At 62.2% G+C, this 15708-nt stretch carries 9 protein-coding genes; 5 read left to right on the top strand and 4 right to left on the bottom strand.

The annotated features are described in order from the left end of the window. Window positions 1-2: 2 nt before the first annotated feature. Window positions 3-2186: a DNA helicase II gene (gene uvrD / locus C1X29_RS16500; protein ID WP_007954248.1), complete on the bottom strand. Its 2184-nt coding sequence runs from the start codon at window positions 2184-2186 to the stop codon at window positions 3-5. A gap of 259 nt (window positions 2187-2445) precedes the next feature. On the opposite strand from uvrD, the gene C1X29_RS16495 reads away from it, so the two are divergent. From C1X29_RS16495 to C1X29_RS16485, 3 genes are all read left to right on the top strand, one after another. After that, the gene (locus tag C1X29_RS16495; RefSeq protein WP_102717916.1) at window positions 2446-5319 is read left to right on the top strand and encodes a bifunctional diguanylate cyclase/phosphodiesterase; all 2874 of its coding nucleotides are present in this window, start codon (window positions 2446-2448) and stop codon (window positions 5317-5319) included. Between the two features lie 150 nt (window positions 5320-5469). Then, the gene (hexR, locus tag C1X29_RS16490) at window positions 5470-6336 is read left to right on the top strand and encodes a transcriptional regulator HexR (RefSeq protein WP_007954250.1); all 867 of its coding nucleotides are present in this window, start codon (window positions 5470-5472) and stop codon (window positions 6334-6336) included. 108 nt (window positions 6337-6444) lie between these two features. Further along, on the top strand, window positions 6445-6651 hold the full coding sequence (locus tag C1X29_RS16485; protein ID WP_007954251.1) for a PA3496 family putative envelope integrity protein: 207 nt from the start codon (window positions 6445-6447) through the stop codon (window positions 6649-6651). Here C1X29_RS16485 and C1X29_RS16480 read toward each other — a convergent pair. After that, the gene (locus C1X29_RS16480) at window positions 6593-7555 is read right to left on the bottom strand and encodes a LysR family transcriptional regulator (RefSeq protein WP_039765068.1); all 963 of its coding nucleotides are present in this window, start codon (window positions 7553-7555) and stop codon (window positions 6593-6595) included. The genes C1X29_RS16485 and C1X29_RS16480 overlap by 59 nt on opposite strands. Before the next feature lie 190 nt (window positions 7556-7745). On the opposite strand from C1X29_RS16480, the gene C1X29_RS16475 reads away from it, so the two are divergent. Both C1X29_RS16475 and oadA read left to right on the top strand, forming a co-directional pair. Next, window positions 7746-9161 carry an acetyl-CoA carboxylase biotin carboxylase subunit gene (locus C1X29_RS16475; RefSeq protein WP_007954255.1) on the top strand — a complete coding sequence of 472 codons (1416 nt, stop codon included), beginning with the start codon at window positions 7746-7748 and terminating at the stop codon, window positions 9159-9161. 11 nt (window positions 9162-9172) lie between these two features. After that, window positions 9173-10981 carry a sodium-extruding oxaloacetate decarboxylase subunit alpha gene (oadA, locus tag C1X29_RS16470; protein ID WP_102717915.1) on the top strand — a complete coding sequence of 603 codons (1809 nt, stop codon included), beginning with the start codon at window positions 9173-9175 and terminating at the stop codon, window positions 10979-10981. A gap of 107 nt (window positions 10982-11088) precedes the next feature. On the opposite strand, the gene C1X29_RS16465 is transcribed toward oadA, so the two are convergent. Both C1X29_RS16465 and C1X29_RS16460 read right to left on the bottom strand, forming a co-directional pair. Continuing rightward, entirely contained in the window at window positions 11089-12555 is a 1467-nt protein-coding gene (locus C1X29_RS16465) for an autotransporter outer membrane beta-barrel domain-containing protein (RefSeq protein ID WP_102717914.1), read from the bottom strand. A 200-nt stretch (window positions 12556-12755) separates the two neighbouring features. After that, window positions 12756-15708 (bottom strand): autotransporter domain-containing protein (locus C1X29_RS16460; RefSeq protein WP_102717913.1); only part of this gene is annotated, 2953 nt, incomplete at its 5' end.

Raw genomic sequence — 15708 nt, 5'->3', positions numbered from 1 at the left:
ACTTATATGGCTTCCAGCTTCGCGTACCCGAGCATCAGCCACTTGCTGCCTTCGGCGAAGTTCACCTGCACCCGCGCCTGGGCGCCGGCGCCCTCGAAATTGAGGATCACGCCGTCGCCGAAGATCGAGTGACGGACAGCCTGACCAAGGCTCAGGCCGGTTTCCGGAATCTCGCTGCCGCTGAACAGGTTGCTGCCGCCCATCGACTGGTTGCCGCCGAACGGCCGGCTGACGCTGTTGGACAGACGCACTTCCTGAATCAGGCCTTTCGGTACTTCCCGTACGAAACGCGACACCTTGTTGTAGGTTTCGCTGCCGTACAGGCGTCGGGTTTCAGCATAGGTCATCACCAGATTCTGCATCGCCCGGGTAATGCCGACATAGGCCAGTCGCCGCTCCTCCTCAAGGCGCCCCGGTTCTTCCAGGCTCATCTTGTGCGGGAACAGGCCTTCTTCCATGCCCACCAGGAACACGTAAGGGAATTCCAGGCCCTTGGCGCTGTGCAGGGTCATCAACTGAATGCTGTCTTCGTGCTCGTCGGCCTGGGTGTCGCCGGCCTCCAGCGAAGCGTGACCGAGGAACGCCGCCAGCGGCGTCAGCTCTTCGTCTTCTTCGGTGTTCTCGAAGTTGCGCGCGGCGCTGACCAGTTCCTCAAGGTTTTCCACCCGGGCCTGGCCTTTCTCGCCTTTTTCCGCTTCGTGGTAGGCGATCAGTCCGGATTGCTCGATAACGGTCTGGGTCATCAGGTGCAACGGCATCTCGGCGCACTTGGCGGCGAGATTTTCGATCAGCTCGATAAACGCGCCCAGCGCACCGGCGGCGCGACCGGTCAGACCCTTGTTGGCCACCAGCTGGCGCATGGCTTCCCACATCGACACATCGCTGTGACGGGCATGGTCGCGGATCGCTTCGACGGTTTTCTCGCCGATGCCGCGAGCCGGGACGTTGATCACCCGCTCCAGGGCCGCATCGTTGCCGCGACCTTCCAGCAAACGCAGGTAAGCCATGGCGTTCTTGATTTCCGCCCGCTCGAAGAAGCGCTGACCGCCATAGATGCGGTACGGAATGCGTTCACGCAGCAAGGCTTCTTCCAGAACGCGCGATTGGGCGTTGGAGCGGTAGAGAATCGCGATATCGCTGCGAGCCAGGCCGGTTTTCAGCGCACTTTCGATGGTTTCGACAACGTAGCGCGCTTCATCGTGTTCGTTGAAGGCGGCGTAAAGGTTGATTGCTTCGCCGTCGCCACCATCGGTCCACAGTTCTTTGCCGAGACGTCCGGTGTTGTTGGCGATCAGGGCGTTGGCGGCCTTCAGGATGCCGGCCGTGGAGCGGTAGTTCTGCTCCAGACGGATGGTCACCGAATCCGGAAAGTCAGAAGAGTACTGGTGGATGTTCTCGATTTTCGCGCCGCGCCAGCCGTAGATCGACTGGTCGTCGTCGCCAACCACCATCAGGCTGTCGCCACCCTTGCCCAGCAGACGCAACCAGGCGTACTGCACGGCGTTGGTGTCCTGGAATTCGTCCACCAGAATATGTCGGAAACGCTTCTGGTAGTGCGCCAGCAGGCCCGGGTGGTCGCGCCACAGGTCGAGGGCGCGCAGCAGCAGTTCGGAGAAATCGATGACGCCGGCACGCTGGCACGCCGCCTCGTACGCTTCATAAATGCCGCGCATGGTGGCCAGGAACAGATCGCCGCTGGCCTGAATGTGTTGCGGACGCAGACCTTCGTCTTTCTGCCCGTTGATGAACCACTGGGCCTGACGGGCCGGCCAGCGTTGCTCGTCCAGCCCCAGCTCGCGGATCACCCGCTTGACCAGTCGTTGCTGGTCGTCGCTGTCGAGAATCTGAAAGGTCTGGCTCAGCCCGGCTTCCTGCCAGTGCGCCCGCAACAGGCGGTGCGCCAGGCCGTGGAAGGTACCAACCCACATGCCGGCCGGGTTGATGCCCAGCAATTGCTCGATGCGGTGACGCATCTCGGCAGCGGCTTTATTGGTGAAGGTCACCGACAGAATCGAGTGGGGCGAGGCGTTTTCGACCTGGATCAACCAGGCGATACGGTGCACCAGCACTCGGGTTTTGCCGGAGCCGGCACCGGCCAGGACCAATTGACGACCAACGGGAGCCGCTACGGCCTGGCGTTGGGCATCGTTGAGGGAGTTCAGCAGAAGGGAGAGATCATCGCGCATCGGGGCATTCTAGGGTGCGCCGCAGGCCCGGGCAAACCGAGCTTTGCATTAGCCGATGAAAGTCCTGCCGATGACGACCGGTCGGTCACCGGCTACAGGCGTTGGCCCGCCTCGCTTGGGGGCTTTTGCGGGTGTCGGGAGGCTGAAAAGTTTCGGTGAAATTATGATCTGGGGCAGTTTGGCAAGTGGTTCGGCTTGTGTATGCTCCGTCCACGTTTCCGGGCGCATGCTCACACTTATAAGAACAAGAACGTTGCCTATGACCCTCAGCTTCGACCTGTCGGGCCCCTCCGTGGAGCCTCGGGTGATCCGCAAGCTTTACGCCACCCAGATGGCGGTCGAGCGCACGCGCCTTCTTTATCAGGGTTCGCTGTTGCCAACCCTGTTCATGTTGATCAATGGTCTGGTCTGCGCCGGTCTGCTCTGGAGTCCGCAGCGTTACTTCGTGGTCAGCGTCTGGCTGGTGTGGCTGCTGTCGCTGGTGGCGTTGCGGGTGATTCAGGTCGCGGCCTTCGATTCGGCGATTCCCGATCGCCAGGCCCAGCCGATCTGGGGGCGGATGTTCCTGCTCGGCTCGACCATGACCGGCCTGACCCTGGCCGGTGCCGGCATCGCGTTGGTCCCCGCCGACAACTTCATGCAGCAAGCCTGGGTGTTCGGCCTGATCGGTGCCGCGACCCTGTCGGCCAGCGTGGCCTACGCCGTGAGCATTCCGGCCTTCCTTTCCTTTACCTTGCCGTGCCTGCTGCCGGCCATCGGCTACCTGTTCTGGGGCGGTGACGAACTGGCGCGCGGCTGGGGCTGGCTCGGGCTGATCCTGCTCGGCTCGCTGAGTGTGGTGGCGTGGCAGGTCAATCGGCTGATCGATCGCGGTTTGCTGCGGCGCTTCCAGAACCAGCATCTGATCGAACACCTGCAACAAGCGCAAACCCGCAGCGAACAGCTCAATCAGGAGCTGGCGAAGGAAATCGAACATCGGCGTTGCGCCGAGGGCAAGTTGCGTGAAGCCCAAGTTGAACTGGAGGACCGAGTCGCCCAGCGCAGCCGGGAACTGGACGTCGCCAACCAAGCCCTGAGCAAGAGCGAGGCGCGCCTGGCCCTGGCGTTGAAAGCCAGTGAGCTGGGGCTGTGGGACTGGAACCTGCAAACCGACGAAGTTCACCACACGCAGATTCAGGAACTGTTCGGCATCGACCCGGAATACGTCACCGGGCTGCTCAGGCATCTGCGGCCACGCCTGCACCCGGAAGACGTGCCGCCGCTCAAGCGCGCGTTGATCGAGCACTTGAAGGGGCGCACCGAGGATTATCAGATCGAATACCGCGTGCGCCACGGCGACGGCCACTGGGTCTGGATCGAAGACCGTGGGCGAGCGGTGGAGCGCGACGAGAACGGGCGGGTCATCCGCATGGTCGGCACCCGCCGCGACATTAGTGTCAGCAAAAGCCTGGAAGCCCAGCAACAACTGGCGGCGACGGTGTTCGAAGCCGCCAGCGAAGGCATCGTGATCCTCGACCCGAATTATTCGCTGATCGCCATCAACCAGGCCTTCAGCCGGGTCACCGGGTATGACATCGACGACATGCTCGGGCGCAACGTCGTCGAACTGCCGTGCAGCCGCGACGCCCGTCGACACTACGTCGCGATCCGCCACGCGCTGGAGCAGCACGGCAGTTGGCAGGGCGAATTGGTGGAAACCCGCAAGAACGGCGAGCTGTATCCGCAATGGCTGCAATTGAATGCCGTGCGCGACAGTCGGGGAAATGTCAGTCATATCGTCGGCTTCTTCGCCGATCTGTCGGCGCGCCGCGAATCCGAAGAGCGCATGCGCTACCTGACCCACTACGACGAACTCACGGGTCTGGCCAACCGCTCGCTGTTCCGCGAACGCCTGCACGAAGCCCATCAGCGCGTGCGGCAGGGCGGGCGCCGGAGTCTGGCGCTGCTGCATATCAATCTGGATCGCTTCAAGCTGCTCAACGACAGCCTCGGTCATGAGATCGCCGACCAGTTGCTGCAAAAGATGTCGCGGCGGCTGGTCAATGCTCTGCCGGAAGCCGACACCATCGCCCGGCTGTCCGGCGATGAGTTCGCGGTACTGTTCGACGCCTACGGCAACCTGTCGAGCCTGGCGCGGGTCGCCACGCGACTGTCGAGCAAGCTGCGCCTGCCGTTGACCGTGGAAGGGCATGAGCTGGTAGTCAGCGCCTCGATGGGCATCAGCATGCTGCCGGACAACGCCCGGGAGATTTCCGCGCTGGTCAGCCAGTCGAATATGGCCATGCAACATGCCAAACACCTGGGTGGCAACAACTTCCAGTTCTACACCGACAGTCTGCAGGCCAGCACGCTGGAGCGCCTGCAACTGGAAAACCAGCTGCGCAAAGCCATCGAGGAAAAGCAGCTCAACGTCTTCTATCAACCGAAACTGTGCCTGGCGACCGGGCGTCTCAACGCGGCGGAAGCGCTGGTGCGCTGGGATCACCCGACCATGGGCCGGGTACCGCCGGGGGATTTCATCGGTCTGGCCGAAGAAACAGGGCTGATCGGGCCGATCGGCGAATTCGTCCTGCGTCAGGCCTGCTGGCAGGCGTGTGAATGGCAGCGTCAGGGGCTGGCGCCGATCCGGGTTTCGGTGAACCTGTCGGTGCATCAACTGCGCCAGGGCAAACTGGTCAGTCTGGTGCGTCAGGTGCTGGAGGAAACCGGCCTGGCACCGCACTACCTCGAACTGGAACTGACCGAAAGCCAGCTGCTCGACAGCGTCGAACACATCATCGCCACGTTCCAGCAGTTGCGGGATCTGGGGGTGAAACTGGCGATCGACGATTTCGGCACCGGCTATTCATCGCTGAGCTATCTGAAGCGGATTCCGGTGGACTACGTGAAGATCGATCAGGCCTTTATTCGCGGGTTGGGCGAGGGCAGCGAGGACGCGGCGATCACCCGGGCGATCATTGCGATGGCTCACGGGCTGTCACTGAAAGTTGTCGCCGAAGGTGTCGAGCGATCCGAGCAGCTGGCGTTTCTGAAAGCTGAAGGTTGCGACGAGGTGCAGGGCTATCTGATCAGCCGTCCGGTGGAGGCGGTCGGCCTTGCCGCGTTGCTGCGTGAACAGGAAAAACCGCTGTAAAGGGCTACATGCAGCGCATGTCGCCTGATCCGGGGGGATCGAGTTACGCATTGAGCAGGCAAAAAGCCGATTCATGTAGTATAACTACAAACTTGCTACATCCCCGGCATCTGGCCAAAGCACATCTTTCCATAACAAGAGTCCAGCCCCTTGAATCTGCTGCAACACATCGCCCAGTCACGTCACCTGTTACGCAAGTCGGAGCTCAAGGTCGCCGACCACGTGCTGCTTGACCCTGCGGCAGTGATGCACAGTTCCATGGCCGACCTGGCTCACAGCGTCGGCATCAGCGAGCCGACCATCGTGCGCTTCTGCCGGGCCATCGGTTGTTCCGGTTTTCAGGATCTGAAACTCAAGCTCGCGCAAAGCCTCGCGGCCGGCGCCAGCTTCGGTCAGTTCGCGATCCATGAAGACGACTCCGTCGCCGACTACAGCCTGAAGATTTTCGACACCACGTTGCACACGCTGATGGAGGTTCGCGAGAAGCTCGATCCTCTGGAGCTGCAACGCGCGGTGACGCTGATGTCCCAGGCCCAGCGCGTCGAGTTCTACGGTTTCGGTGCGTCGGGCGCGGTGGCGGCGGATGCGCAGCACAAGTTCTTCCGTCTGCTGCTGACCGCCGCGGCGTATTCCGACCCGCATATGCAGGCGATGTCGGCGGTGACGCTGAAGCCGACAGACGTGGCGATCTGCATTTCCCAGTCCGGCCGTTCCAAAGACTTGCTGATCACCGCCAACCTCGTTCGCGAGAGCGGTGCGTCGCTGATCACCTTGTGCCCGAGCCAGACACCGCTGGCCGAGCTGTCGACCGTCAACCTGGCGATCGACGTTCACGAAGACACCGAAATCTACACGCCGCTGACCTCGCGTATCGCTCACCTGGTGGTGATCGACGTACTGGCGATGGGCGTGGCCATGGCGCGCGGGCCGAGCCTGGTCAACCACCTCAAGAGCGTCAAGCGCAGCCTGCGCAGCTTGCGGCTGTCGCCAAAATCGGTGAAAGCGCTGGATGACTGATTGTCGTGGGGTGATGGCAATCTTCATCTGCCTGTAACCCCGACGCAGCCAAATCGTCATCCACCGCGCCTATCGTGAAACTCCCGTAAACGCCTTGGGAGACTCGAAATGGCTCAGCCTTACGAAGAACGCAACAGCGCCGCGAAAACCCGTCGTCAGCAGGAAGACCAGCGCCGCATGGAGTTTCGCCGCGCCATCGAAGATCGCTTCGAACTTCGCCAGCTTCAGGCCGAAATCGGCGATTTTCCCGAGGACATCAATCACTGGCAGGCAGCGCCGGCAGCTTCCCGTCGAAGCGCTCAACCAGCGCGCTGATCTGCACCCGTTCGCTGCGGATAAACGCCAGGAAGGCGTGCGCCACCGGTGACAGCCGCTTGGCTTTGGCTTGCACCAGGCACCAGCTGCGAAACAGCGGCAATTCTTCGACCGGCAGCTCGACCAGGCCGCCGGTCGCCAGCTCCAGGTTCAGGGCGTGGCGCGTCAACAGCGCCAGGCCCAGACCCGCTACCACGCATTCACGCTGGGCTTCGGCCGACGCCACTTCCTGGGTCTGGGTGAAGTGCACGCGCTTCTCCTTGAAATACTCCTCGCAGGCCAGTCGCGTGCCCGAGCCGGGTTCGCGGATCAGCAGGGTGTACGGCTCAAGGTCCTGCAAACGCAGCGGACCCATGTGTGCCAGCGGATGATCCGGCCGCGCCACGGCGACGATCGGGTTGTTGAGGAACGGCAGGAATTCCAGACCCATGTCCTGGGGCACCATCGACATGATCACCAGATCGTCGCGGTTGTCGGAGAGCCGGCGGATCACCTGGCCACGGTTGACCACCGTCAGTTGCAGATTTACTTCCGGATGCTGACGCTTGAACGCCGCGAACAGATGCGGCACGAAGTATTTGGCGCTGGATTCCACCGCCAGCTTCAACTGGCCCTGCAGCGAGCCCTGCATGTCCGAGAGCTGCATGTCGAGGTTTTCCAACCGGCCGAAGATGTCCCGGCTGGCGCGCTGAAGTGCTTCGGCCGCTTCGGTCATGTAGAGTTTTTTGCCCACGTAATCGAATAATGGCTGGCCGATCAGCTCTTCGAGCTGACGAATCTGTAGGCTGACGGCCGGTTGTGTGAGCGACATTTCCTCGGCGGCACGGCTGTAGGAGCGCAAATCGCACACTTCGTTGAAGATCTGCAATTGACGCAATGTCATACGCATCAAAGACTTACGCATTTTCTACCGACTCTGGCCGCGGGCTGATGCGTTGACTATAAGTCTTTACTTATGCCTGACCCAATTTTTATTCATTTTTGTTAATCCCTTGGCAGCGCTAGTGTGGAGCCGAGACCAGATTGAAACATTTGGTCACGTGCCGACCTGGGTCTAGCAGGTCGTGGTGCCACCGGCTCAAGGGAACCTCCAAGTGATAACAAAGATCCTGATCGCCAACCGTGGTGAGATTGCCGTACGAATCGTGCGTGCCTGCGCCGAGATGGGCATCCGCTCGGTCGCGATCTATTCCGACGCCGACCGGCATGCCTTGCATGTCAAGCGTGCGGACGAGGCCCACAGCATTGGTGCCGAGCCGCTGGCCGGTTACCTGAACCCGCGCAAGCTGGTGAACCTGGCCGTGGAAACCGGCTGCGATGCGCTGCACCCCGGCTACGGTTTCCTCTCTGAAAACGCCGAGCTGGCAGACATCTGCGCCGAACGCGGAATCAAATTCATCGGCCCGTCGGCGGAAGTCATCCGCCGCATGGGCGACAAGACCGAAGCGCGCCGCAGCATGATCAAGGCCGGCGTACCGGTCACGCCGGGCACCGAAGGCAACGTTTCGGGCATCGAGGAAGCATTGAGCGAGGGCGACCGCATCGGTTACCCGGTGATGCTCAAGGCCACTTCCGGTGGTGGCGGTCGCGGTATCCGTCGCTGCAACAGCCGCGAAGAACTCGAACAGAATTTCCCCCGGGTCATTTCCGAAGCCACCAAGGCCTTCGGTTCGGCGGAAGTGTTCCTGGAAAAATGCATCGTCAATCCGAAACACATCGAAGCGCAGATCCTCGGCGACAGCTTCGGCAACGTCGTGCATCTGTTCGAACGTGACTGCTCGATCCAGCGCCGCAACCAGAAGCTGATCGAAATCGCCCCGAGCCCGCAACTGACCCCGGAACAGCGCGCCTACATCGGCGACCTGTCGGTGCGTGCAGCCAAGGCCGTAGGCTACGAGAACGCCGGCACCGTGGAGTTCCTGCTCGCCGAGGGCGAGGTGTACTTCATGGAGATGAACACTCGGGTGCAGGTGGAACACACCATCACCGAAGAAATCACCGGGATCGACATCGTCCGCGAACAGATCCGCATCGCCTCCGGCCTGCCGCTGTCGGTGAAGCAGGAGGACATCCAGCACCGCGGTTTTGCCCTGCAATTCCGGATCAACGCCGAAGACCCGAAAAACAACTTCCTGCCGAGCTTCGGCAAGATCACGCGCTACTACGCCCCCGGCGGCCCTGGAGTGCGTACCGACACGGCGATCTACACCGGCTACACCATCCCGCCGTTCTACGACTCGATGTGCCTGAAATTAGTGGTGTGGGCGCTGACCTGGGAAGAGGCGATGGACCGTGGCCTGCGCGCCCTCGACGACATGCGTCTGCAAGGCGTGAAGACCACCGCCGCGTATTACCAGGAAATCCTGCGCAACCCGGAATTCCGTAGCGGCCAGTTCAATACCAGCTTCGTTGAAAGCCACCCTGAACTGACCAACTACTCGATCAAGCGCAAACCCGAAGAGCTGGCCCTGGCCATCGCCGCCGCCATCGCCGCCCACGCAGGCCTGTGAGGAATAGAACAATGACTAAAAAGATTTTCGTAACCGACACCATCCTGCGCGACGCTCACCAATCGCTGCTCGCCACCCGCATGCGCACCGAAGACATGCTGCCGATCTGCGACAAGCTCGACAAAGTCGGCTACTGGTCGCTGGAATGCTGGGGCGGCGCGACCTTCGACGCTTGCGTGCGTTTCCTGAAAGAAGACCCGTGGGAGCGTCTGCGCCAACTGCGCGCTGCGTTGCCCAACACCCGCCTGCAAATGCTCCTGCGCGGCCAGAACCTGCTGGGCTACCGCCACTACAGCGATGACGTGGTCAAAGCGTTCGTCGCCAAGGCCGCAGTCAACGGCATCGACGTGTTCCGCATCTTCGACGCGATGAACGACGTGCGTAACCTGCGCGTGGCGATCGAAGCGGTGAAGGCTGCCGGCAAACACGCCCAGGGCACCATCGCCTACACCACCAGCCCGGTGCATACCATCGACGCGTTCGTCGCCCAGGCCAAGCAAATGGAAGCCATGGGTTGCGACTCGGTGGCGATCAAGGACATGGCCGGTCTGCTGACCCCATACGCGACCGGTGAGCTGGTGCGTGCACTGAAAGCCGAGCAGTCGCTGCCAGTGTTTATCCACTCCCACGACACCGCCGGCCTGGCAGCCATGTGCCAGCTCAAGGCAATTGAAAACGGTGCCGACCACATCGACACCGCCATCTCCAGCTTCGCTTCGGGCACCAGCCACCCTGGCACCGAATCGATGGTCGCTGCACTCAAGGGCACCGAGTTCGATACCGGTCTGAACCTGGAGCTGTTGCAGGAAATCGGCCTGTACTTCTACGCCGTGCGCAAGAAGTACCACCAGTTTGAAAGCGAATTCACCGCCGTCGATACCCGTGTTCAAGTGAACCAGGTGCCGGGCGGGATGATTTCCAACCTGGCCAACCAGTTGAAAGAGCAGGGCGCTCTGAACCGCATGGGCGAAGTGCTGGCGGAGATCCCGCGCGTACGTGAAGACCTCGGCTTCCCGCCGCTGGTGACCCCGACTTCGCAGATCGTCGGCACCCAGGCGTTCTTCAACGTGCTGGCCGGCGAGCGCTACAAGACCATCACCAACGAGGTGAAGCTTTACCTGCAAGGCGGCTACGGCAAGGCGCCGGGCACCGTGAACGAGAAGCTGCGTCGTCAGGCCATCGGCAGCGAAGAGGTGATCGACGTACGCCCGGCCGACCTCCTCAAGCCGGAAATGGCCAAGCTGCGTGCCGATATCGGCGCACTGGCCAAGTCCGAAGAAGACGTGCTGACATTCGCCATGTTCCCGGACATCGGTCGCAAGTTCCTCGAAGAGCGTGCCGCCGGCACCCTCACTCCGGAAGTGCTGCTGCCGATCCCGGAAGCGGGCAAGGTGGCTTCGGCCGGCGGCGAAGGCGTACCGACCGAGTTCGTCATCGACGTGCATGGCGAAACCTACCGCGTGGACATCACCGGTGTCGGCGTCAAGGCTGAGGGCAAGCGTCACTTCTACCTGTCCATCGACGGCATGCCGGAAGAAGTGGTGTTCGAGCCGCTCAACGAATTCGTCGGCGGCGGCAGCAGCAAGCGCAAGCAGGCTTCGGCCCCGGGCCACGTCAGCACCACCATGCCGGGCAACATCGTCGATGTGCTGGTCAAGGAAGGCGACACCGTCAAGGCGGGCCAGGCTGTGCTGATCACCGAAGCGATGAAGATGGAGACCGAAGTCCAGGCGGCGATTGCCGGCAAGGTCACCGCCATTCATGTCGCCAAGGGCGACCGGGTGAACCCGGGCGAAATCCTGATCGAGATCGAAGGCTGAGATAACGGCCTCGATACAACGCTTTAAACCTCGGGGGGGCATGTGCTCCCCTTTTTTTTTTTGCTTTCAAATTGCTGCCGCACCGTGCGGCAGCAACCCGTCCGGACTTAGAACGCCATTCGCCATTGCCCCGATACGCCGTGGTTTCGGCTGTCGGTACCGATCTCACCCGACAAGCCAACACCGAGTGTGTGGCTGGACGAGACGGCCAGATCAAGCCCGGTGTCGAGCGTCAGGCTGTTGCGATCCAGCTCCGCGCCGTAAACGGTGTAGTCATGGCCGCCGGTGACCAGACGTTGCCGGGTGCTGGTGTAGGTCTCGCCATAAACGTGTTTCCACCCCGCGCTGAGTCGTGGCGTGAGGCGCATGCCGTTATCCAGCGTGCTGACTTTCGCCATGCGCAGGCCGACGGTGGTGTTGAAGTTGCCTTGGGATTGAGCGTGAACCTTGAGCGCCGCCGCTCCGCCTTTCTCGGTGTAGCCGTCGCGCTGGTAGCGTTGGTAACCGAGGCTGGCAAATGGCTCGATGCTGACGTTGGCCCGACCCAGGTTGTATCCCGACTCGATGAACACTTGCTGGGTGCTGGCCTGGTAGTTGCCTTTCAGTCGGTCATGGAAGCGGCCGAACGCGACTTCGCGGCGGGTACTGCCTTCATGGTTGCTCCAGGCTGCGCCGAGCCGAAGTGACAGCGGGCCGGTCTGACGCAAGGCGTAAGCGCCGAGGTGCCAACTGTCGAGGTCTCCGTCCAGTTCCTTGCTGTCCATGCGCGTATCGGAGGTGCCGCCCATCAAACCCAGTCGCCATTCTTCGTCGAGGCGCCTGTCCGCACCGAGCAGCAGGCCTTTGGTGGAATGCTGCATGGGCTCCACATCGCGATCCAGTTTCCCGCTGTGGCCGAGGGCCTGCAGCCAGACCCTGCCGCTCTCGGCGTTTCCGGCCGCGTGGCGCGGTGCGTTTGGCTGGTTTTCATGCAGGTTATCGAGCTGGTGCATGGCCGACAGCAGGCTGGCGCTGACCGGTGTGACGCTGCTCAAGGTGGCCTTGGCGAGGTTGGCGTTGCTGCCGCCGGCCAGTTGATCGTAGGCGAGGGCGGCCGTAGTTTCGTCGGCAGCGAGCAGGGCTTCGATGGCTGCGTTTCCCGGAGGTAGAGGGGAATCCGTTGACGGCGGCTGGTCTACCACTTGGGTTTGTTGAAATGCGGACGTTTCGGCCAGAACCGATTCCGGTAAGGGCGCTGGTTTTTCCAGGCTTTCTTTGAGTGCGCTGCCGCTTTGCGTCGTGGCGACCTTCTCGGAGGGAATGTCATCGGGTGCAGGAAGGGGTGCCGCTGGAATCTCAGTGCTGACCGGAAATGTTTCTGGCGTCGGAGCGATACTTTCTGCAAGCAGTGGCTCTGGAGCTAGGCTGGGCAGAGCAGGTTTTTCTTTCTTCTTGCGCGCAGGCTTGGGTTTCACTTCGTCCATGACGGGCGCATCGGGCTCCGACTGCTCCGCCAGAGAAAATTCCACGCAACCGACTGCCAGCGCAACCGCCAGCACAAGATGTTGAAGCTTGTATTTGCATTGAATGGGCATTCAGTTCGTCTCATGTGAAATGAGGCCAAACTGTAAAAGTCGATGCCGGTCCACCGATGCCGGGCAATTCCGAGTCGGATGCAGGTGATGGCGTCTGCTTTTGTAGCCCGGGCGCTGGCAGGTAATGAACCCGCCATGATTACCTGATCGACCAGACGCCTTTACCTACAACTCCCGCTGAAATCCGGATTGGCGAAATCTCAAAAACTCATCTGCCACTGCCCGATCAACCCGTGATTACGGCTGTTGCTACCAATCTCGCCGCTGTATCCCAGCCCCAGCGTATGCCGCGCGGAAATGCCAAGATCCAGCCCTGCTTCGAGTACGAGGCTGTCGCGATCCAGCGAGCTGCCATCGACGCTGAACGCCGTGCCACCGACCACAAATGCCTGACGGGTCGAGCTGCTGACATCGCCGTAGGTGTGCTTCCAGCCGGCGGCCATCCGCGGGGTCAGGCTCATGCCATTGTCCAGCGAGCTGAGGTGCGCCAAGCGCAGGCCGAAGGTGCTGCTGAAGTTGTCCTGGGTCTGACTGTCGACCTGCAAGGCCGCGGCGCCACCCTTTTCCTGATAGCGGTCGCGGTGATAGCGCTGGTAGCCGAGGCTGGCGAACGGTTCGGCGCTGAGTCGGCCGCTGCCCATGGCGTAGCCGAGTTCGGCGAACGCTTGCTGGCTGTCGGCGTCGTAATCACCCTTGGGGCGATCGCTGAAACCATTGAACGCGATGGTGCGTTTGCTTTCGCCCTGATGACCGCTGTACGCCGCGCCCAAGCGCAAGGCGATCGGACCGTTTTGATGCAGCGCATAAACGCCGGCGTGCCAGCTCTCGACATTGCCGTCGAAGCCGGTGGCGTCCAGGTCAGTCTTCGAATAGCCGCCGAGCACGCCCAGACGCCATTGTGGATTCAGTGCCCAGTCGGCACCGAGCACGCTGCCCTTGGTGCGTTGTTCCAGACCGCTGCTGCCGTGTTCGCCATCCAGCTTGCCGTAGCCGCCAATGGCCTGCAGCCAGAGCCGGCCCCGGGCGTTCGGATCGTTCAGGTTTCGTGCTTCGGACGGTACGCCGTTGGCGGCGAGGATCGGCGTATCACGCTGATCGAGGCCGACCATCAAGCCTGGGCTGCCACCCATTTGCTGCATCGCCGAGAGCATGCTGCTGCCGACCTGGCTGCTGGCGCCGAGGGTGGCGCTGGTCAGGTTGGCGTTGCTGGCGCCGGCCAGTTGCTCGATGGCTGCGCCCGCGCTGGATTGCGTGGTGTTGAGCAAGGCGTTGTACAGCGCATTGTTCTTGCCGATCGAGGCCAGGCTCTTGGCGGCATTGCTGCCGTTGCCGGTGGCGGCGAATTCATTGAACGCCACGTCATTGCGGGTGTAAGTCAGGTCGACCTGCGTTGGCGTGTAAGCGAGGGTCGGCGTGAGGAACGCGTAGTCGCTGGTGACCGCGCCGAACGTGCCGTTGACCCGCGCTGCCTGCAGCACTGTGTAATGGCTCTGCCACGGATAAGTGCCGCTGCCGGGATTGACCGCCAGCGTTGCGCCGTTGAGGTTGGCCGTGCCGCCGACCTGGACCGGCGCGCTGCTGCCATCGGCATTGACGCCATAAGCGAGGGTGGATGCGCTGCCCATGTTCAAGTCGTGCACGATGGCCGCGGTGCCGAGGCGGGTGTCGGTGCGCAACGTGCCATTGACGTTGAGGTTGCCTACCGAACCGCCACCCGCATACACACCACCGACGTCCACGGTCAGGTTGCCGGCGATACCGCCCTGGTTGATCAGCGTGGCGCCGTTGCGCACGGCACCACCGTCGCTGAAGTCGCCGCTGCCGGTGAGCGTCCAGGCACCTTGTTTGACTTCCAGCCATTCAAGGTTGCGGCTCGCACCGAAGCTGCCGCCCGCCGCATCGTCCATCACCACGCGGTCATAACCGCTGCCGCCATCGACCACGCCGACAAAGCGGCTGCCGTTGCGCAGGGTCAGGCTGTCATTGCCGCCGCCCAGATCCAGCGCCAGCCCGTTACTTCCGCTGACGGTGCCACCGTTGATCACGTTGTCGGCGAACTCACCGACGAATTTCACCCCGAAACCGTCGAGGCCCTGGATGGTGCCGAAGTTCTCCAGCGTGGTGGCCGCCAGCCCAGAACCACCGCTGCCGTCGTCCACCAGAATTGCGCTGTTGGCGCCGCTGATCAGCGCATCCATGGCGTTGAGGATATAGCCGCCGCCCAGCGCAATGCCTTCACTGCCATTGGCGAAGCCACTCTTGTCCACACCACCGGCGCCGACGCCCTGAATGGTGCCGTAGTTTTCGATGTGGGCAATCTTGTCGATGTCCACGCCGTCGCCGTCGCCATTGGCTTGCAACCCGGAATAGGCGCCAGTGATGGTGCCGTGGTTGATCACCGTGCCGTCGCCATCGGAACCGAAACCGGAGCCGTTGCGCCCGGTGATTTGCCCGTAGTTGACCAGCGTCGCTCCCAGGTCGGTGGTGATGCCATGGCGCCCGCCCGAAATCACGCCGTAGTTGGTCACGCTGACACCGGTCGCGGTGTCGATATCGATGCCGTCGAACTTCTGGTCGGCGTTGTGCGAGTCACCGGTGGAGATCTCGCCGTAGTTGCTGATGGTCGCGTTGGCGCCGGTTTTCATGCCGTCGCTGGCGTCGCCACGAATCAGCCCGCCCGCGCGGTTGATGATCGTGGTTTTGACCCCGTCGCTGCGCAACGCATCCAGATCCAGGCCTTGGCCTGTGGTCGAGCGAATGGTGCCGCTGTTGTCGATCAGCAGGCTGCCGCTGACGAAGTTGCTGTCGATGCGAATCGCGTCGTTGGAGCCGAGAATCTGCCCGCCGCTGCGGTTATAGATGGCGTAGTTTCGCGCCTGGGTCAGGTCGCCGCTGCTGTCGATGGCACGGCCACCGGTAGAAATGATCTTGCCGGCGTTGTCGATGATCACGCCGACACCGCTGGTGCCGTCCTTGAGGCTTACCGCCTTGCCGCTGTTGGTGATGCTGCCCGGCGCCGAAATTGTCAGCGTGTCGCTGCCACCCAATGTCTGCGATGCAGTCGTGGCGGTGTCGATTTGCACGGTCTTGCCGTGGGCGGCGCTGGCGGCGATCAGCAGGGCAATGGCAAACGACAGGCGCTGGGGCGGGAAG

The sequence above is a fragment of the Pseudomonas sp. GW456-12-10-14-LB2 genome, from assembly GCF_002884345.1.
Lineage (GTDB): Bacteria > Pseudomonadota > Gammaproteobacteria > Pseudomonadales > Pseudomonadaceae > Aquipseudomonas > Aquipseudomonas paraglycinae.
The sequence above is the reverse complement of the archived record's forward strand: the minus strand, read 5'-3'. Positions and strand labels throughout refer to the sequence as shown.